This window comes from Xenorhabdus griffiniae (genome assembly GCF_037265215.1).
Classification (GTDB): Bacteria; Pseudomonadota; Gammaproteobacteria; order Enterobacterales; family Enterobacteriaceae; genus Xenorhabdus; species Xenorhabdus griffiniae.
Map to the genome: position 1 here is coordinate 3835760 of NZ_CP147737.1, position 21130 is coordinate 3856889.

Here is a 21130-nt window from a genome sequence, read left to right on the forward strand (position 1 = left end):
GCTACACCCTATTAGACATAGCTAAAAAAGATGCCGAGGAACAGAACTAAACCAACGTAGTTATTGTTCATAAAAGCGTGAAAACAGGCAGACCTTTCCCGATTTGTGATCAATTTTTGCTGATAAATGAATAATGCTGTTACCAGCAATACCGTCCAATAATAGATCCCGCCCAGATTCACCATCCCGCCAACGAAGACCAAAATGCCCAGCATGATGAATTGCAGAATGCCAATGATCAGTTTATCAAAGCGTCCGAAAAGTACGGCGGTCGATTTCACGCCGATTTTCAGGTCATCGTCACGATCAACCATGGCATACTGCGTATCGTAAATTACAGACCAAATGATATTGGCTAAAAATAACAGCCAGCATTCCAAGGGTAAGGATTCACTAACTGCGGCAAAGGCCATCGGAATTGACCAGCCGTAAGCCGCACCTAACACAACTTGTGGCAAGTGACTAACGCGTTTGACAAAAGGGTAAACACACGCCAATGCCAGACCAACGACCGACAATGCAATCGTCATTTTATTCAGTGTTAAAACCAGTGCGAAAGAAATGAGTACCAGTGTGGCAAACAAGATTTTGCTTTCTTTTTCGGTAATATCGCCACTGGGAAGAGGACGAGATTTTGTCCGTTCTACATACCCATCAAATTTTCTGTCTGCGAAGTCATTAATGCAACATCCCGCAGCACGCATGAAAAACACACCAAGAGTAAATATTAACCCTATGTGCCAATCTGGTATGCCTTTTGCGGCGATCCACAATGCCCAATAGGTTGGCCATAATAGTAATAATGCGCCAATAGGTTTATCAATACGCATTAAACGGCAATAAGCACGCCATTTATCTCGCGTCATACTAACCTTCAATCTATTTCTCCCCTTTAGTTCTGTTGATCTTAATTCTATTTATATACAGGTGAATTCGGTAAAAAAGTCTCTGTGAGCAACAGTGGCTTGCCTGACAGCCTCAACAAGGAACGGCGTGCCCAGCGATCCCCCTGCCGACCTATTTGAATATAATCCCGCGTTAAATTATTACCACTAAAAAGATAACGTCCAAGTGGCACAGTTCCGATATCAACCAATTTTTTATCTGGGCCTGTGAGTGTTTCCACTGGAATAATTGTACGCCCTAAAAGCCACGGGATGTTATCCCCATACAAAACAGTTTCACGTAACCAGTATTTTTCACTTATAGGTAAGTGCTTACTTTCATTATTTAACGCTTCCGGAGTGATAAAACCTTCCTGAAAAGGCATCACCGATACATTCTGACAATATTGTTCAAAACGACGTGTCATTGAGCCGGCTTCCATCAGCCAATCGAAAACAGATTCAGGAATGTGGTCAGTCTCATCTGGCGATAACCAGTAAATGGAGGGTGAAGTTAATATTGTGTCATCTACCATGTTATTTTCCCATTGCGGAGAATAGCAATTTCCCCGACAGCACAACGAATGGGGAGTGAGGATATCATGTTGCAGACCAATAAAATTAAAAGTTGATAACAAATTATGTAATTCACAAAAAAACTCACCTTAATAACTGTTATTAAGGTGATAAGAGATTATCCCAATCTAACTTCAAGATGCGTGTGATTTCTCCCCGCTTCGCGGGGAAAAATCAGGTTTCATAGTGTCGTAAATTGCAACTTGAAGTTTAATACGTATAGATAATAGGTAGTTCAGATTAACGCCATGCTTTGAATTGGTTAATCAGGCCATTTGTAGAGCTGTCATGGCTAGTTACAGCTTCTGCATCGTGCAGCTCAGGCAAGATACGGTTCGCCAATTGCTTGCCCAATTCTACGCCCCATTGATCAAATGAGAAGATATTCAGAATGGCGCCTTGAACAAAGATCTTATGTTCATACATAGCAATCAATGCGCCCAAACTGAATGGGGTAATTTCACGTAATAAAATAGAGTTGGTCGGACGGTTACCTTCAAACACTTTGAATGGCACAACATTCGCCACGTCTTCAGCATTTTTTCCTGCTTGCGCAAATTCAGCTTCCACCTGAGCCTGTGTTTTACCAAATGCCAACGCTTCAGTTTGTGCAAAGAAGTTAGAGAGCAGTTTACTGTGGTGATCGCTCACGGGATTATGGCTGATTGCTGGAGCAATAAAATCACACGGGATCAATTTAGTTCCCTGGTGGATAAGCTGATAGAACGCATGTTGACCATTAGTGCCAGGCTCGCCCCAGATAATCGGCCCTGTCTGGTAATTCACCGGATTGCCATTACGATCGACATACTTACCATTTGATTCCATATTGCCTTGTTGGAAATAGGCAGCAAAACGGTGCAGGTATTGGTCGTAAGGCAGAATCGCTTCAGTTTCCGCCCCAAAGAAATTGTTGTACCAGATACCGATCAGCGCCAGCAAAACAGGAATGTTCTGCTCGAAGGCCGTTTGCTCAAAGTGTTTATCCATAGCATGAGCGCCACTTAGCAGCTGTTCGAAATTTTCATAACCAATGGAAAGCGCAATAGATAAACCAATTGCAGACCAAAGCGAATAGCGTCCCCCTACCCAATCCCAGAACTCAAACATGTTTTGGGGATCGATACCGAATTTTCTCACTTCTTGTTCATTGGTGGATAATGCCGCAAAATGTTTCGCAATATACGTTTCATCAACAGCACCTTGCAGGAACCAATGGCGGGCAGAATGTGCATTGGTCATCGTTTCTTGCGTGGTAAACGTCTTGGAGGCAACCAAAAATAAAGTGGTTTCTGGATCTAAGTTTTTTAGTGTTTCGACAATGTGGGTTCCATCAACATTGGAAACAAAATGCATATTCAGGTGATTTTTATACGCTTTCAGTGCTTCAGTCACCATATAAGGACCAAGATCAGAGCCACCAATGCCAATATTGACAACATCTGTAATAGCTTTGCCTGTATAACCTTTCCACTCGCCACTAATGATGCGCTCACTGAATGATTTCATTTTCGCCAGCACCGCATTGACTTGCGGCATCACATCTTCGCCATCCACCATAATCGGTGTATTACTACGGTTACGTAGGGCAATATGCAGCACCGCACGATCTTCAGTACGATTGATTTTCTCACCAGAGAACATACTGCGAATTGCGCTGGCTAAATCGGTTTCTTGCGCCAATGCTTGTAATTTTTCCAGTGTTTCCGCGGTAATGCGGTTTTTAGCGTAATCCACCAAAATCTGCTGATCAAACGTCGCAGAAAATGTCGTAAATCGTTTTTTATCCTGTTCAAACAGATCCCGCAAATGCACATTTTTCATTTGCTCAAAATGCTGCTGCAATGCTTTCCAGGCTTCGGTCTGGCTAGGGTTGATGCTTTTCATGAATAATGCTCTCTATCAACTGTCAATAACAATAGGAATGCACAGATTGTAACGGTTTAATTCTGTGATTAATCTCCTTTTCCTTGTAATTACTGATATTGGTCAAAATAGTTCATGATTTCCAGTCTTAATTGTTGAGATAGGCAAAAACGATAATTGCCTTTCCATCATGAAAATTATTTATGCTTCATCATCAAACATTGACTCCGTAAGCCTAACCCGATATTTCTAAAAGCCTACTCTCTGAACTATTCTCCGAACAAAAGGTTATCATCCATGTGTGCTGTTTCATCTCCTAACTCGCAGTATGTAGTAGCAAAATTTGGTGGTACTAGTGTGGCAGACTTTGATGCCATGAATCATTGCGCCAACATTATTTTGGCGGACACCAATATCCGTGTGATCGTTCTGTCAGCTTCCGCTGGCGTAACCAATTTGCTGGTTGCATTAGCAGCTGGCTGCGAGAGTGACAAACGGGAGAACTACCTGAAACAGATCCGTGACATTCAATACGCCATTATTGACCGATTGAATGACGCTGGTGTGATCCGTGAGGAAATAAATCGTCTGCTGGAAAATATTGAAATGCTGTCAGAAGCAGCATCGCTTGCCACTTCAGAAGCATTGATAGATGAATTGGTTAGCCACGGTGAAGTTATGTCCACCTTATTGTTTGTAGAGTTGCTACGTCAACGCAATATGGATGCCGAATGGTTTGATATCCGGCGGATCATGCGAACCAATGATAACTTTGGGCAGGCAGAGCCAGATATACTCCAGCTCCATACTTTGGCAATGGAATCTCTTCATCCTCGCCTGAACGATACCATCGTCATTACTCAAGGGTTTATTGGCAGAGAAGAAAAAGGGCGTACAACTACGCTGGGGAGAGGTGGCAGTGATTATACCGCCGCCTTACTGGGTGAAGCGCTTGGTTTACAGCGTGTTGATATCTGGACAGATGTTCCAGGCATCTACACTACCGATCCCCGTATTGTTCCTACAGCTAAACGCATCAATAAAATTGCCTTTGATGAAGCGGCAGAAATGGCAACATTTGGTGCCAAAATCCTCCATCCTGCCACTCTGCTACCCGCTGTTCGCTGTGGCATTCCGGTATTTGTCGGCTCCAGCAAAGATCCACAAGCAGGCGGTACGGTGGTGTGTGATAAAACAGAAAATCCTCCGCTGTTTCGTGCATTGGCCTTGCGCCGTAAACAAACTTTACTGACATTACATAGCCTGAAAATGCTACATGCCAGGGGCTTTTTGGCTGAAGTTTTTACCTTACTGTCACGCCATAATATTTCGGTAGATTTGATTACTACATCAGAAGTCAGCATCGCCCTGACGCTGGATACCAAAGGTTCCACCAGCACTAATGGCAACCTGCTAACCAATGCATTGTTAACTGAACTTTCTAAATTGTGCCGTGTGGAAGTCGAAGAAGATATGGCATTAGTGGCGATTATCGGTAATGAACTTTCACAGGCAAAAGGGTTGGGAAAAGGAATTTTTGGTGTGTTGGAGCCATTTAATATTCGCATGATTAGCTGTGGTGCAAGCAGCCATAATGTCTGTCTGCTTGTTCCTGGTAACGATGCGGAACAGGTCGTTCAGACATTGCATCAGAGTTTGTTTGAAGGCTGAAAAAATAAAGTCAAATATCTTGCCAGAAAACCCGCATAAAAAGCGGGTTTTTTGATCTTGCAAAGAAAAAACCACAACACATCGGATGTGTTTTTCCCCTCGTTATCATCCATAATAAGAAAACGAAAATAAATTCCATTTTGTGTCCATCGCAGCTATCGTTGCTGCAAGCAGACGATTATTCAGAGGGAATCTTATGAGCACAGCCGTTGCCAGCAAACGCACAAAAAAAACGAAAACGATGACAAACAGTGCCGCTGCAAGCGGTCAGGTTCAATCTTTAAGTCGAGGGCTAACACTTTTGGAATATATTTCCGATTCATCTGTTGGTGTTGCCCTGACTGATCTGGCGATACAAGCCGGTTTGCCCAATTCCACTACCCATCGCCTTTTAACCACCTTGCAACAACATGGTTTTGTTCGCCAGATAGGTGATCTAGGATTGTGGGTGATCGCTTCCCATGCTTTTGTCGTTGGCAGTAGTTTTCTACAAAGCCGTAATCTGATGGTGCTGGTTCACCCGATATTGCGTCAGTTAATGGAAGATTCCGGTGAAACCGTCAACCTTGCCATCCTTAATCTGGATGAATATGAAGCCGTGATTGTCGATCAAGTGCAATGTAATGCGCTGATGAGAATGTCCGCCCCCATTGGCGGTAAACTACCAATGCACGCTTCCGGTGCTGGAAAAGCCCTGCTGTCTACCCTATCTGAGCAAAAACGCCTCCAATTGCTGCATAAAAAAGGGATGCACGCTTATACCCAACATACCTGTACCACCGCCGCAGCATTAACAGAAAATCTCGAACAGATCCGCAAGCAAGGTTTTTCATTTGATGATGAAGAACATGCGTTAGGATTACGCTGTATTGCTGCCTGTATCTATGATGAGCATCATGAGGCTTTTGCCGCTATTTCCATCTCCGGCCCAGTATCACGCATCTCTGATGATCGAGTGATTGAACTTGGCGCTCTTGTTATGCGGGCTGCAAAAGCAATTAGCCGAGAATATGGTGGAATTAAGTAATGTTAGACTTGTAAGCTAAATCGTGACTGTGCTGTCGTTGTCCATTATCAATGCTCACTGCCGGAATTGCACATCTTGCATTACATTTTAATCAACGGGAGAAACGGCTAATGAATAATTGGAAAACAACCGCAGAAAATATCCTGACCGATAGCCCTGTCATCCCTGTCATTGTTATCAATGAAATTGAACATGTATTCCTTTGGCAAAGGCATTGGTTGCTGGTGGAATTCGTATTCTGGAAGTGACATTAAGAACTGAATGTGCACTGGAGGCCATTCGCCTTATCACCAAAGAAGTTCCTCAAGCGATTATCGGTGCAGGCACTGTGATTAATCCTGAACAATTGTCTGCCGTCACTAAAGCCGGTGCTCAATTTGCCATTAGCCCAGGATTGACTGATGAACTGTTAAAAGCCGCAAATACAGGCTCAATCCCTCTTATTCCGGGGATCTCCACTGTTTCTGAATTAATGCTGGGGATGAGTTATGACTTGAACTGTTTTAAATTCTTCCCAGCAGAAGCAAATGGCGGTGTTAAGGCATTACGCTATTCTTTATCATGTAATAATTCATTATCTTTATCTGTGGACATGGTAATACCACTGATGATACGTTTTATTTGGTTGATTTCAGTACGCTGACTGAACCGCTGTCTACGGCGATAAGCAAAAACATCTTCTATATATCCTTTTTTAATCCGCTCTTGCAAAGTCCGCCAATAATCTGCCTTAAATAGATCACTGTGACTTTCTTCAAAATAACACCGAATACGTTTGTCAGTGCATAAAAAATGTCGAAACTCTTCTGGAAAAACATCGTTAACAGCAACGCTGTACCAAGGTTCACTTGCCAATTCATCTTCCGGATAACGTGGTGGAGGAATATCCCGAAAGTTCACTTCGGTCATGTAACAAATTTCATCATAATCGTAGAAAATCACCCTCCCATGACGTGTCACACCAAAGTTTTTAAACAACATATCACCAGGGAAAATATTTGCAGCAGCCAGTTGTTTAATGGCGTTTCCGTATTCTTCAATCACATCCTTTAACTGCACTTCATTGATCTGTTCCATATAAATATTTAACGGTATCATTTTACGTTCCATATAAAGATGCTTTATCAAAAGCTTATCTCCAAAATCTTCTAACTTTTCAGGTATCTCCTTTTGCAATTCCTCCATTAACTCAGGACTAATATGGCGTTTATCAATCACAAAGTTTTCGAATTCCTGGGTATCTGCCATTCTTCCAACACGATCATGCTCTTTTACCAGTCGATAGCACTCCTGAACACGCTCTTGAGAAACCTCTTTCTGTGGTGCAAATTTGTCTTTAATCACTTTAAATACACGATCAAATGACGGAAAAGTGAAAACCAGCATGACCATGCCCTTCACACCTGGTGCAATTGTAAACTGCTCCTGAGTGGAATTAAGGAATGTCAGGTATTCACGGTAATATTCTGTTTTACCGTGTTTCTGACAGCCTATCGCCATGTATAGCTCTGCCGTGGATTTCGTAGGAAGAATTTCACGCAACCACTCAACTAAAGCTGCGGGTAAGGGCGCGTAAACCATAAAATAGGAACGGGCAAAACCAAAAACAATGCTGGCATCATCGTAATTAGTCAGACAGGTATCGACAAAAATTCCTCCCGATTCATTGTGATGAATTGGCAACAAAAAGGGATACACAATCGCTCCCATTCTAATTTTTCCTACTAACCAGGCTGCCTTATTACGGTAAAATAGTTCATTAGCAATTTGGAATGTGGAGTGTAATAAATCACATGGGGAGAATGTATTCTGTAAATATTGCGTGATATAACCAATATCTCGATCTAAATCCTCCCATTTAAGGCGTAATGGCAAATCATTTAAAATGGTCCGCAGCATTGATGCAAGATCCCCATCAGGGAAAAAATCCCGTGATAATGGGCGAGAAATATGACGAAAACGGGAAGAAGGTTGAGAAGAAAATATATAGAGGTTTTCTGGTTTCAAGTTACGATGTTTAAAAAATCGGCAGTAAACTGAATTAAAAAAACTTTCTGCAATTTCAAAACGCGGATAATCAGGCAGTAAACAGGTATAAACCGCTTTAACTTCGGCAATGTAATCTTCATCATATTGTAACGGAGTGTGAATGCGTTTCAATTGCTCCACCACCAATCCAACATGATGATCATACAAGTTAATCCGCTTTTTCATCGCCCGTTGTACAGCCGGCCAATCAGCCTGTTCAAAACGTTGCTGTGCCCCAGAAGTGACTTCCAGAAACCGACCATATTGCGCATCAAATCCCTGCAAAATGGTTTGTGCAATTAAATGTGCAAGATCTATTTCCATATTTAGCCACCTTTACCTGGCACGTAAAGGGGTATCCCTTTTTGGAATTCCCCCACAATTTATTACCTCAATCAGGATAATGAACTTAGAATTGCTGTTCTTCAGTTGATCCGGTTAATGCAGTAACAGAAGAACCCTCTCCCTGAATAATCGTGGTCACTTTATCAAAATATCCCGTACCCACTTCCTGCTGATGTGAGGAGAATGTATAACCACGGTCAAGGGCAGCAAATTCTTGTTCCTGAACTTTTTCAACATAATGTTTCATTCCTTCACCACGTGCGTAATCGTAGGCCAAATCAAACATGTTGAACCACATGCTATGTATGCCCGCAAGTGTGATGAACTGGAACTTATATCCCATCGCAGATAACTGATCCTGGAAACTGGAGATCGTTTTATCATCCAGATTCTTTTTCCAGTTGAAAGAAGGCGAACAGTTATAAGCTAGCAACTTACCAGGATATTTAGCATGGATGGCTTCAGCAAAACAACGAGCCGCTTCAATATCCGGTGTAGAGGTTTCGCACCAGACAACATCGGCGTAAGGAGCATAAGCCAACCCACGACTGATAGCTTGTTCAATACCAGCACGGGTGCAATAGAAACCTTCACAGGTTCGCTTGCCAGTAATGAACGCTTTGTCATAAGGATCACAATCTGAAGTCAGCAAATCTGCTGCATCTGCGTCAGTACGAGCGATTAACAAGGTGGGCACACCAGAGACATCAGCCGCTAACCGTGCAGCTACCAGCTTCTGAATAGCCTCTTGAGTTGGAACCAAGACTTTTCCCCCCATGTGTCCACATTTTTTCACTGCTGCCAGTTGATCTTCAAAATGCACTGCCGCGGCACCGGCCTCGATCATCGCTTTCATCAGTTCAAATGCGTTCAATACCCCGCCAAACCCCGCTTCCGCATCGGCGACAATCGGCAGGAAATAGTCAATATATTCTTGACTATCTGGCTCGATACCATTTGACCATTGGATCTGATCTGCACGACGGAAGCTATTATTAATACGTTTGATTACATTAGGAACAGAATCAACAGGATACAATGATTGATCAGGATACATGCTCGCTGCAGTATTCGCATCTGCCGCTACTTGCCAACCGGAAAGATAGACCGCCTCAATACCTGCTTTAGCTTGCTGAAGTGCCTGGCCGCCTGTCAGCGCCCCAAGCGCATTCACATAGCCTTTTTTTGCGTTACCATTCAACAAGTTCCATAATTTTTTCGCCCCCATTTGCGCTAAAGTATGTTCAGGATTAATCGAACCACGCAATTTGACGACGTCTTCAGCACTATATGGTCGAGTGATACCTTTCCAACGCGGTTGTTGCCACTCCTGTTCCAATTGAGCGATTTGTTGTTTCCGGGACATGGTCATGATGTTCTACTTCCTATTTTTAATTAATCGGATATTTTTGCCATTATTGTCTTTAAACTAGTCTAATAACTGATAACCAGGTAATGTTAGGAAATCAATTAAGTTGTCCTGAGTGGTAATTCTTTCCATTAAATCAGAAGCTTCCATAAACCGTCCTTGATTAAAACTCAGCTCCCCAACTTCCTGTTTAATAACATCGAGTTCTTCTTTCAACATTTCTCTGAACAGTTCCTTTGTCACTTTTTTACCGTTAGAGAGTGATTTTTCATGGCGGATCCATTGCCAAATCGAAGTTCGGGAAATCTCTGCTGTAGCAGCATCTTCCATTAAACCGTAAATAGGTACACAGCCATTCCCCGAAATCCAGGCTTCTATGTACTGAACAGCAACTCGAATATTTGCGCGCATTCCCTCTTCTGTTCTTTCTCCCAAACAAGGTGCAAGCAATTGTTCAGCCGTAATCGCCTCATCTTCTTCACGTGAAACTGTTAATTGGTTGTGACGCTCTCCCAGCTTTGCGTCAAAAACCTCCATGACAATATCTGCAAGCCCTGGATGCGCCACCCATGTACCATCATGACCGTTATTGGCTTCCAGCTCTTTATCCGCTCTGACTTTGTGCAAAACTTGCTGATTTTGCACAGGATCTTTACTAGGAATAAATGCCGACATTCCGCCCATTGCAAATGCGCCACGTTTATGACAGGTTTTAATCAGCAAGCGAGAGTAAGCACTCAAGAAAGGTTGTGTCATCGTCACGGATTGACGATCCGGCAAAACGCGGTCAGCATGATTTTTCAGTGTCTTGATATAACTGAAAATATAATCCCAGCGCCCACAATTCAGGCCAACGATGTGATGACGTAAGTGATACAAAATTTCATCCATCTGGAATACGGCTGGCAAGGTTTCAATCAAAACCGTTGCCTTAATCGTACCTATTGGCAAATTGAAACGTGATTCTGTAAAACTGAAAACATCACTCCACCATTGTGCTTCATGGTAGCTCTGTATTTTAGGTAGATAAAAATAAGGACCACTGCCTTTTTGCAGTAATTTCTTATGATTCAAGTAGAAATAGAGAGCAAAATCAAACAACCCGCCAGAAATCGGTTCATTCTTGTAGAGGATATGTTTTTCTGATAGATGTAATCCCCTAACCCGAGCAATCAATACTGCGGGATCTGCTTTCAACTCATAACGCTTACCCTGCTCATTGGTATATGAGATAGTCCCATTGACGGCATCCCTTAAGTTAATCTGTCCATTGATGACCTTATCCCACTCAGGTGCTAATGAATCCTCAAAATCGGCCATAAATACTTTTACATTGGCATTTAAGGCATTGATGACCATCTTACGCTCTACAGGGCCGGTTATTTCAACTCGACGATCTTTGAGATCATCGGGTATTCCCTGAACTTTCCAATCTCCATTTCTAATGGAAGCTGTTTCCGAAATAAAGTCAGGTAATGAACCGTTATCTATCTTTTCCTGCCAGCGTACACGCTCATCCAATAATTTTGTACGTCTGTCAGAAAATTCGATAATTAATTCTTCTAAAAAGCGAATAGATTCAGGTGATAACACCTGTTTCTCCGCCTCTCCAAAAGGTTTAATAAAGGTTAATTTTGTTGCTAATGCCTGCTGCATAATTTCCCCACTTCTCACTTTTAAACACTCATCTGCTTAAGAGTAATCAATTGAAAAAATAAATCAAAAACAGTTTCCATTATTTTAAATAATTAAAATTAATGACGTAGAATCAATAAATTAAGTCATATTAAAGATAAAAAAAGCAGGGAAATAAATTCCAAAAAATTGAATACGACAATGTTAAGTTTTTGTTATGCATGAAAAATCACGGTTGATGATTGAACGACAGCAACGGAAGGAAAATTGACAAAATGAGAAGTGTCTCGCTTCAGCAACTTCTCATTTTATTTAAAACTTAAATTGGGTTTAATCTAAAGTGGGGTTCATAAAAGCGAGATCGTATGGCGTAATTTGGTAGACATAGTAGTTCAACCAATTTGAAAATAGTAAATGGCCGTGACTACGCCAAGATGCAACAGGTTTATTTGCAGGATCATTATCTGGAAAGTAATTGACCGGCAACTTTGGTTTCAAACCTGCATTACTATCACGCCAATATTCCGCAGCCAATGTACCTACATCATATTCAGGGTGCCCTGTCACAAACACTAATCTCTTGTCTTTACTGGCTAATAAATAGGCTCCTGCCTCTTCTGAACTGGCTAAAATATCTAAATCCGTATGTTCACGAATAAGAGATTCAGGAAAATCAGCAAAACGCGAATGAGGGGCAAAAAATGTTTCGTCAAATCCACGGGTTAACAATGCCAGCGGATCTAAAGTTGAATGAGAATAAACACCAGAGAGTTTAGTTTTTCGGGTATGCTTGGGAAGTTGATAAAGAACTTTTAATGCAGCTTGAACCGCCCAACAGACAAAAAGTGTCGAAGTAACATGTTCTTTTGCCCAAGTCACTATTTTTTCAACTTCACTCCAATACACCACATCTTCAAATTCAATGAGTCCTAACGGAGCACCTGTGACAATCAATCCATCGAAATTTTGATCTTTTATTGAATCAAAATCACAATAAAAAGTATCCAGATGTTCAGCAGGGGTATTCTTACATTGACGACTATCAATGCGCAGCAATTGAATATCGATTTGAAGGGGTGTATTAGACAATAGCCGAATAAACTGGTTTTCTGTTTCTATCTTCTTTGGCATTAAGTTGAGCAGCAATACCTTCAATGGACGAATATTCTGAATATTGGCCCGTGTTGACGTCATAACAAAGATGTTCTCATTGCGAAGAGCATTCACCGCAGGTAATTCATCAGGTACACGAATTGGCATTGCTTAAAACCTCGACTATTTAGCTTTTACTTTTAGACTTCTAGATAGCCAAATTTACCCCAAACGGAAAGCAAATGTCGAGTTATTGTACTCAAATTGAAATTATTTCATTTTATTATATGGAAAATAGTTATCAGAATAAGGGAGAAAAGTTAAGGTGATATTAGTCATAATACGATGTAACCAATATCAACCTTTCATTAATAAAATTAAAGATAGGCAGAGTTCATAACTTGGAGGTTCAAACAACCTTTAAACGCCTGATAACTCTGTTTGCTTAGCTGCTCAGGGTAGCTTAAGACAAACGGCCCTGATGACTTCTCTGCTCATGTAAAGGAAAAGCTGTGTTATAGAGTTCATTGATGAGGTCAAAAAAATGATCTTGATGGCTATTAATTCTTCTAAATTTCAGCATTCTCTTGTCAGTAACTTCATATAAATCAGTGGGATTTTATTGTTGAATAATGAAACTAACACTGAAATAAAGTTATGTCTATTGTTATCACTTTTTAAACAAACTTCATCGTAATTGATTTTTCCAAACACCCAAACGCAAAAAAGCCATCCGGTGACGGATGGCTTCTCTGACTAATTGATGTCTGGCAGTGCCCTACTCTCACATGGGGAGACCCCACACTACCATCGGCGCTACGGCGTTTCACTGCTGAGTTCGGCATGGGGTCAGGTGGGACCACCGCGCTATTGCCGCCAGACAAATCCTGTTTTCAATCCCGAACAAGCTGCTTTTCTACGCTGAAACCCGTCTCTCTCTTTCCACTCCCGAAAACCCCTTCGGTGTTGTCAGGTTAAGCCGCACGGTTCATTAGTACCGGTTAGCTCAACGTCTCGCAACGCTTACACACCCGGCCTATCTACGTCCTCGTCTCGAACGTTCCTTCAGTACCCTCAAGGAGTAAGGGAAGACTCATCTTAAGGCAAGTTTCCCGCTTAGATGCTTTCAGCGGTTATCTCTTCCGCACTTAGCTACCGGGCAGTGCCATTGGCATGACAACCCGAACACCAGTGGTGCGTCCACTCCGGTCCTCTCGTACTAGGAGCAGCCCCTTGCAATCTTCCAACGCCCACGGCAGATAGGGACCGAACTGTCTCACGACGTTCTAAACCCAGCTCGCGTACCACTTTAAATGGCGAACAGCCATACCCTTGGGACCTACTTCAGCCCCAGGATGTGATGAGCCGACATCGAGGTGCCAAACACCGCCGTCGATATGAACTCTTGGGCGGTATCAGCCTGTTATCCCCGGAGTACCTTTTATCCGTTGAGCGATGGCCCTTCCATGCAGAACCACCGGATCACTAAGACCTACTTTCGTACCTGCTCGAGCCGTCACTCTCGCAGTCAAGCTAGCTTATGCCTTTGCACTAACCTCACGATGTCCGACCGTGATTAGCTAACCTTCGTGCTCCTCCGTTACACTTTGGGAGGAGACCGCCCCAGTCAAACTACCCACCAGACACTGTCCGCAACCCGGATAACGGGCCGGCGTTAGAACATCAAACATTCAAGGGTGGTATTTCAAGGATGGCTCCATGCAGACTGGCGTCCACACTTCACAGCCTCCCACCTATCCTACACATCAAGGCTCCATGTTCAGTGTCAAGCTATAGTAAAGGTTCACGGGGTCTTTCCGTCTTGCCGCGGGTACACTGCATCTTCACAGCGAGTTCAATTTCACTGAGTCTCGGGTGGAGACAGCCTGGCCATCATTACGCCATTCGTGCAGGTCGGAACTTACCCGACAAGGAATTTCGCTACCTTAGGACCGTTATAGTTACGGCCGCCGTTTACTGGGGCTTCGATCAAGAGCTTCTCGCCGAGGCGATAACCCCATCAATTAACCTTCCAGCACCGGGCAGGCGTCACACCGTATACGTCCACTTTCGTGTTTGCACAGTGCTGTGTTTTTATTAAACAGTTGCAGCCAGCTGGTATCTGCGACTGGCCTCGGCTCCGGAAGCAGGTTCCTTCACCTAACGCCAGCGTGCCTTCTCCCGAAGTTACGGCACCATTTTGCCTAGTTCCTTCACCCGAGTTCTCTCAAGCGCCTGAGTATTCTCTACCTGACCACCTGTGTCGGTTTGGGGTACGATGGACCCGAATCTGAAGCTTAGGGGCTTTTCCTGGAAGCGGGGCATCAGCAACTTCAGCACCGTAGTGCCTCGTCATCGTGCCTCAGTGTTGTGGCTCACCGGATTTGCCTGGTCAGCCCACCTACACACTTAAACCGGGACGACCGTCGCCCGGCTTGCCTAGCCTTCTCCGTCCCCCCATCGCAATTCGGGCCCGTACAGGAATATTAACCTGTTTCCCATCGACTACGCTTTTCAGCCTCGCCTTAGGGGTCGACTCACCCTGCCCCGATTAACGTTGGACAGGAACCCTTGGTCTTCCGGCGAGCGGGTTTTTCACCCGCTTTATCGTTACTTATGTCAGCATTCGCACTTCTGATACCTCCAGCCCACCTCACAGTGGACCTTCAACGGCTTACAGAACGCTCCCCTACCCAACGACACGTTGTGTCGCTGCCGCAGCTTCGGTGCATGGTTTAGCCCCGTTACATCTTCCGCGCAGGCCGACTCGACCAGTGAGCTATTACGCTTTCTTTAAATGATGGCTGCTTCTAAGCCAACATCCTGGCTGTCTGAGCCTTCCCACTTCGTTTCCCACTTAACCATGACTTGGGGACCTTAGCTGGCGGTCTGGGTTGTTTCCCTCTTCACGACGGACGTTAGCACCCGCCGTGTGTCTCCCGTGATAACATTCTTCGGTATTCGCAGTTTGCATCGGGTTGGTAAGTCGGGATGACCCCCTAGCCGAAACAGTGCTCTACCCCCGAAGATGAATTCACGAGGCGCTACCTAAATAGCTTTCGGGGAGAACCAGCTATCTCCCGGTTTGATTGGCCTTTCACCCCCAGCCACAAGTCATCCGCTAATTTTTCAACATTAGTCGGTTCGGTCCTCCAGTTAGTGTTACCCAACCTTCAACCTGCCCATGGCTAGATCACCGGGTTTCGGGTCTATACCCTGCAACTTAACGCCCCGTTAAGACTCGGTTTCCCTGCGGCTCCCCTATACGGTTAACCTTGCTACAGAATATAAGTCGCTGACCCATTATACAAAAGGTACGCAGTCACCCTGATAAATCAAGGCTCCCACTGCTTGTACGTACACGGTTTCAGGTTCTTTTTCACTCCCCTCGCCGGGGTTCTTTTCGCCTTTCCCTCACGGTACTGGTTCACTATCGGTCAGTCAGGAGTATTTAGCCTTGGAGGATGGTCCCCCCACATTCAGACAGGATAACACGTGTCCCGCCCTACTCATCGAACTCACAGCCTGTGTCTCTTCGTGTACGGGACTATCACCCTTTACTGTGCGCCTTTCCAGACGCTTCCACTGACACACACACTGATGCTGGTTCTGGGCTCCTCCCCGTTCGCTCGCCGCTACTGGGGGAATCTCGGTTGATTTCTTTTCCTCGGGGTACTGAGATGTTTCAGTTCCCCCGGTTCGCCTCATTAACCTATGGATTCAGTTAATGATGGTGCAACGGATTGCACCGGGTTTCCCCATTCGGACATCGCCGGCTGATAGCGCTTCATATCAGCTCACCGGCGCTTTTCGCAGATTAGCACGTCCTTCATCGCCTCTGACTGCCTAGGCATCCACCGTGTACGCTTAGTCGCTTAACCTCACAACCCGAAGAAGTCTTCCGGTCGGAGTGTTGAGAGTTTCATCAATGTTAATTCCATAACATTGACGGTTTCAAATTTTCAGCTTGTTCCAGATTGTTAAAGAGCCATAATTTCACAACACACCACGTTTGATGCGTTCTGAAATCATTCAAGTCAAGAAGAGTCATGGTGGAGCTAAGCGGGATCGAACCGCTGACCTCCTGCGTGCAAGGCAGGCGCTCTCCCAGCTGAGCTATAGCCCCATGTCACCGGACAGCAAAATTGGTAGGCCTGAGTGGACTTGAACCACCGACCTCACCCTTATCAGGGGTGCGCTCTAACCACCTGAGCTACAAGCCTATTTCGTTTCCGTCTCTTCTTTTATCAGACAATCTGTGTGAGCACTGCACAATCACTATCGTTTGGTAAGGAGGTGATCCAACCGCAGGTTCCCCTACGGTTACCTTGTTACGACTTCACCCCAGTCATGAATCACAAAGTGGCAAGCGCCCTCCAAAAGGTTAAGCTACCTGCTTCTTTTGCAACCCACTCCCATGGTGTGACGGGCGGTGTGTACAAGGCCCGGGAACGTATTCACCGCAGCATGCTGATCTGCGATTACTAGCGATTCCGACTTCATGGAGTCGAGTTGCAGACTCCAATCCGGACTACGACAGACTTTATGAGGTCCGCTTGCTCTCGCGAGGTCGCTTCTCTTTGTATCTGCCATTGTAGCACGTGTGTAGCCCTACTCGTAAGGGCCATGATGACTTGACGTCATCCCCACCTTCCTCCGGTTTATCACCGGCAGTCTCCCTTGAGTTCCCACCCGAAGTGCTGGCAACAAAGGATAAGGGTTGCGCTCGTTGCGGGACTTAACCCAACATTTCACAACACGAGCTGACGACAGCCATGCAGCACCTGTCTCACGGTGCCCGAAGGCACTTCCGCATCTCTGCAGAATTCCGTGGATGTCAAGAGTAGGTAAGGTTCTTCGCGTTGCATCGAATTAAACCACATGCTCCACCGCTTGTGCGGGCCCCCGTCAATTCATTTGAGTTTTAATCTTGCGACCGTACTCCCCAGGCGGTCGATTTAACGCGTTAGCTCCGGAAGCCACAGCTCAAGGCCACAACCTCCAAATCGACATCGTTTACAGCGTGGACTACCAGGGTATCTAATCCTGTTTGCTCCCCACGCTTTCGCACCTGAGCGTCAGTCTTCGTCCAGGGGGCCGCCTTCGCCACCGGTATTCCTCCACATCTCTACGCATTTCACCGCTACACGTGGAATTCTACCCCCCTCTACGAGACTCTAGCCAACCAGTCTTAGATGCCATTCCCAGGTTAAGCCCGGGGATTTCACATCTAACTTAATTGACCGCCTGCGTGCGCTTTACGCCCAGTAATTCCGATTAACGCTTGCACCCTCCGTATTACCGCGGCTGCTGGCACGGAGTTAGCCGGTGCTTCTTCTGTGGGTAACGTCAATCACAGGGTGTATTCGACCCTGTGCCTTCCTCCCCACTGAAAGTACTTTACAACCCGAAGGCCTTCTTCATACACGCGGCATGGCTGCATCAGGCTTGCGCCCATTGTGCAATATTCCCCACTGCTGCCTCCCGTAGGAGTCTGGGCCGTGTCTCAGTCCCAGTGTGGCTGGTCATCCTCTCAGACCAGCTAGGGATCGTCGCCTAGGTGAGCCATTACCCCACCTACTAGCTAATCCCATCTGGGTTCATCCGAAGGCGTGAGGCCCGAAGGTCCCCCACTTTGCTCCTTAGAGATTATGCGGTATTAGCCACCGTTTCCAGTGGTTATCCCCCGCCCTCGGGCAGATCCCCAGACATTACTCACCCGTCCGCCGCTCGCCGGCAGGAAAGCAAGCTTTCCCCCGCTGCCGCTCGACTTGCATGTGTTAGGCCTGCCGCCAGCGTTCAATCTGAGCCATGATCAAACTCTTCAATTAAAAGTTTGATGCTCAAAGAATTTCACTGTTAGTTCATAATGAATTAACTGCTTAGTCACTCTTTAAGACTTGAATCTTTTTTGCCTTGCGGCAATTCGATAGTCTCTTGCGAGTGCCCACACAGATTGTCTGATTAACTTGTTAAAGAGCATTGGCAACCGGAAATCACTTCCGGGTTGCGAGGCTGCGTATCTTACGCTTTCCTCTTACCGTGTCAAGCCTTATTTTTCAGGGCTTTTCACGTTGTCATCCCGACCGGTTTGTATGTTTGTCGTGACAACGGAAGCGCATTATAGGGAGCCTTCTAATTTAGGCAAGTCTTTTTTGTGATTTTTTATTTAAACGTTCACAATTTAGCCCAAAAGGTCATTTTTGCCTATTTTTTATTACATTTGGTAAATCTGACAAGCTATTAACGACCAAATCCGCAGTTTGTTCTGCTTCTTCTGTTATCGGTTTTCCTGTACGAACGAGAACTCTGGTTCCAACTTTTGCCGCCTTAGCTGCCAACATATCTTCTATTTTATCCCCTACCATATAAGAAGAGGACATATCGATATGTAATGTTTTCTGCGCATCTAACAACATACCTGGTTGTGGTTTACGACAGTCGCAGTGCTTCTTATATCCTTCATCTTCTGCTTCTGGATGATGCGGACAATAATAGATGCCATCAAGATCAACACCTCTATCCGCCAATGACCAATCCATCCATTCTGTTAATTGCATAAACTGATCTTCAGTAAAAATCTTACGTGCAATACCTGACTGATTGGTCACTAAAACCAGAGCATAGCCCATTTTTTTCAATTCAAGCATGGCTTCAATAGCACCATCAATAAATTGAAAATTATCTATCTCATGTACATAACCATGATCGATGTTAATTGTGCCGTCACGATCTAAAAATACGGCGGGAATACCTTGAGTCACCTGATTACTCCAAGAATGTATCAAGTGGACAGTATCGCATGATTTATTACTGATTGAGAATGCAGCATTTAATTTATTCCTAGTTGACTTAGACGTCTAGACGCCTTAACATCCACTTTAATTCATGACTTGTTGAAATGTTCTCAAGTCATTCATCTTTACATCTAATAAGAAAAAAAATGATAAGACTGACTCAGATAAATAAGATATTTCAACAAGGAACGCGCACGATAAAAGCGCTTTCAGATATCAACCTACATGTCCCGCAGGGACAAATATATGGCGTTATTGGTTCTTCCGGTGCGGGCAAAAGTACCTTAATTCGCTGTGTGAATATGCTTGAACGACCGACTTCTGGTCAGGTATTAGTGGCAGGGCAGGATCTCACTTCCCTTTCAGAACGTGAGCTAACGCATGCGCGTCGCCATATTGGCATGATTTTCCAGCACTTTAATTTGTTGTCATCCAGAACCGTATTTGGCAATGTTGCGTTACCTTTGGAACTTAATAACACACCTAAAGCCGAAATAAAGGCTAAAGTTAACGAATTGCTAGAGTTAGTTGGCCTTGCTGAAAAACATGATGCTTATCCTGCCAATTTATCAGGTGGTCAAAAGCAGCGTGTTGCTATTGCACGGGCCCTGGCAAACTCGCCCAAAGTGCTTTTGTGCGACGAAGCCACCAGCGCGCTGGATCCAGCAACAACACGTTCTATTCTGGAATTATTAAAAGACATTAACCGTCGACTGGGTTTGACCATTCTTCTTATTACCCATGAAATGGATGTCGTTAAACGTATTTGTGATCAAGTTGCTGTCATCAGTGGTGGACAATTGATCGAACAAGATGTTGTGAGCGAGATATTTTCGCATCCCAAAACGCCGGTTGCTCAGGAATTTATCAAATCTACGTTGCATTTGGATATTCCAGAAGATTACTTGCAGAAGTTGCAACCGGAATACGCGCCTGATCGCAGTCCATTATTGAAGCTGGAGTTCACAGGTAAATCCGTTGATGCACCTGTAATCTCGATAGCCGTGCGCCGCTTTAATATCGACATCAGCATATTAAGTTCCCAAATTGACTACGCCGGCGGTGTGAAATTTGGGGTCATGCTGGCTGAATTAGATGGGGAAAGCGATAGCATTAAATCAACAATTGCATTTTTAGAAGAGCATCATGTGAAAGTAGAGGTTCTCGGTTATGTCTGAAGGAATGATTTTATTATTAGCTAAAGGAGTCTGGGAAACCCTCGTTATGACTTTCGTCTCTGGTTTCTTTGGCTTTGTTATTGGATTGCCAGCGGGTGTACTTCTATATGTTACCCGTCCTGGGCAGATAATTGAAAATGGTACGCTTTATCGCATACTTTCTGCATTGGTAAATATTACGCGTTCAATACCTTTTATTATTTTATTGGTATGGATGATCCCATTTACCCGTCTGATTGTAGGAACATCAATCGGTTTGCAGGCAGCCATTGTTCCGCTGACTGTGGGTGCTGCACCGTTTATTGCTCGCATGGTGGAAAATGCATTGTTGGAAATTCCGACTGGTTTAATTGAAGCGGCACGTGCAATGGGAGCAACACCGTTTCAGATTGTCAAAAAGATTTTATTGCCGGAAGCCTTACCAAGTTTGATTAATGCCGCAACCATAACTTTAATTACATTGGTTGGTTATTCCGCAATGGGTGGCGCTGTTGGTGCCGGTGGTTTAGGCCAGATTGGTTATCAATATGGTTATATCGGCTACGATGCAACAATAATGAATACCGTATTAGCATTATTAGTTGTTTTAGTGTTCTTGATTCAGATCAGCGGTGATCGTTTAGCAAAAACCGTCAATCGTAAATAAATTGTTTTCAACAAAG

General features: G+C 44.4%; 12 protein-coding genes, 2 tRNA genes, 3 rRNA genes and 1 pseudogene. 5 read left to right on the forward strand and 13 right to left on the reverse strand.

Annotated features, from left to right (window positions below):
- Positions 1-11: 11 nt before the first annotated feature.
- The 3 genes from ubiA to pgi all read right to left on the reverse strand — a co-directional run bounded on the left by ubiA (position 12) and on the right by pgi (position 3347).
- On the reverse strand, positions 12-866 hold the full coding sequence (ubiA, locus tag WDV75_RS17155; protein ID WP_273571532.1) for a 4-hydroxybenzoate octaprenyltransferase: 855 nt from the start codon (positions 864-866) through the stop codon (positions 12-14).
- A 47-nt stretch (positions 867-913) separates the two neighbouring features.
- Complete coding sequence (ubiC, locus tag WDV75_RS17160; RefSeq protein WP_273571534.1) at positions 914-1420, reverse strand: chorismate lyase; 507 nt, start codon at positions 1418-1420, stop codon at positions 914-916.
- A 280-nt stretch (positions 1421-1700) separates the two neighbouring features.
- Complete coding sequence (pgi, locus tag WDV75_RS17165) at positions 1701-3347, reverse strand: glucose-6-phosphate isomerase (RefSeq protein WP_273571536.1); 1647 nt, start codon at positions 3345-3347, stop codon at positions 1701-1703.
- A 276-nt stretch (positions 3348-3623) separates the two neighbouring features.
- Between pgi and lysC the strand changes: the two genes are divergently transcribed.
- The 3 genes and pseudogenes from lysC to eda all read left to right on the forward strand — a co-directional run.
- The gene (lysC, locus tag WDV75_RS17170) at positions 3624-4997 is read left to right on the forward strand and encodes a lysine-sensitive aspartokinase 3 (RefSeq protein WP_273571538.1); all 1374 of its coding nucleotides are present in this window, start codon (positions 3624-3626) and stop codon (positions 4995-4997) included.
- Between the two features lie 196 nt (positions 4998-5193).
- Entirely contained in the window at positions 5194-6024 is an 831-nt protein-coding gene (gene iclR / locus WDV75_RS17175; RefSeq protein ID WP_189760899.1) for a glyoxylate bypass operon transcriptional repressor IclR, read from the forward strand.
- A gap of 110 nt (positions 6025-6134) precedes the next feature.
- Positions 6135-6574, forward strand: a pseudogene (gene eda, locus WDV75_RS17180) (bifunctional 4-hydroxy-2-oxoglutarate aldolase/2-dehydro-3-deoxy-phosphogluconate aldolase); the annotation flags it as partial.
- Here the strand turns inward: eda and aceK are convergent.
- The 10 genes from aceK to gmhB all read right to left on the reverse strand — a co-directional run bounded on the left by aceK (position 6574) and on the right by gmhB (position 19257).
- Entirely contained in the window at positions 6574-8376 is a 1803-nt protein-coding gene (gene aceK, locus WDV75_RS17185) for a bifunctional isocitrate dehydrogenase kinase/phosphatase (RefSeq protein WP_273571541.1), read from the reverse strand. The pseudogene eda and the gene aceK sit on opposite strands and share 1 nt — an antisense overlap.
- An 85-nt stretch (positions 8377-8461) precedes the next feature.
- Positions 8462-9769: an isocitrate lyase gene (gene aceA, locus WDV75_RS17190; RefSeq protein WP_189760901.1), complete on the reverse strand. Its 1308-nt coding sequence runs from the start codon at positions 9767-9769 to the stop codon at positions 8462-8464.
- Positions 9770-9826: 57 nt separating this feature from the next.
- Positions 9827-11422: a malate synthase A gene (aceB, locus tag WDV75_RS17195; protein WP_273571544.1), complete on the reverse strand. Its 1596-nt coding sequence runs from the start codon at positions 11420-11422 to the stop codon at positions 9827-9829.
- A gap of 309 nt (positions 11423-11731) precedes the next feature.
- Complete coding sequence (gene metA, locus WDV75_RS17200; RefSeq protein ID WP_273571546.1) at positions 11732-12661, reverse strand: homoserine O-acetyltransferase MetA; 930 nt, start codon at positions 12659-12661, stop codon at positions 11732-11734.
- Positions 12662-13258: 597 nt separating this feature from the next.
- Positions 13259-13374 (reverse strand): 5S ribosomal RNA (rrf, locus tag WDV75_RS17205).
- An 89-nt stretch (positions 13375-13463) separates the two neighbouring features.
- Positions 13464-16374: ribosomal RNA gene (locus WDV75_RS17210) — 23S ribosomal RNA — on the reverse strand.
- Between the two features lie 169 nt (positions 16375-16543).
- Positions 16544-16619 (reverse strand) — tRNA-Ala (locus tag WDV75_RS17215).
- A gap of 20 nt (positions 16620-16639) precedes the next feature.
- A tRNA-Ile gene (locus WDV75_RS17220) sits at positions 16640-16716 on the reverse strand.
- A 66-nt stretch (positions 16717-16782) separates the two neighbouring features.
- Positions 16783-18324 (reverse strand): 16S ribosomal RNA (locus WDV75_RS17225).
- The 16S, 23S and 5S rRNA genes sit together here with 2 tRNA genes alongside, the layout of an rRNA operon.
- 366 nt (positions 18325-18690) lie before the next feature.
- Positions 18691-19257, reverse strand: a complete 567-nt coding sequence (gene gmhB / locus WDV75_RS17230) for a D-glycero-beta-D-manno-heptose 1,7-bisphosphate 7-phosphatase (RefSeq protein ID WP_273558540.1) — start codon at positions 19255-19257, stop codon at positions 18691-18693.
- A gap of 179 nt (positions 19258-19436) precedes the next feature.
- Here gmhB and metN point away from each other — a divergent pair, with 179 nt between their 5' ends.
- Complete coding sequence (gene metN / locus WDV75_RS17235) at positions 19437-20468, forward strand: methionine ABC transporter ATP-binding protein MetN (RefSeq protein ID WP_273558542.1); 1032 nt, start codon at positions 19437-19439, stop codon at positions 20466-20468.
- Complete coding sequence (locus tag WDV75_RS17240; RefSeq protein ID WP_273558544.1) at positions 20461-21114, forward strand: methionine ABC transporter permease MetI; 654 nt, start codon at positions 20461-20463, stop codon at positions 21112-21114. Before metN ends, WDV75_RS17240 begins: the two co-directional genes overlap by 8 nt.
- The last annotated feature ends 16 nt before the right edge of the window (positions 21115-21130 follow it).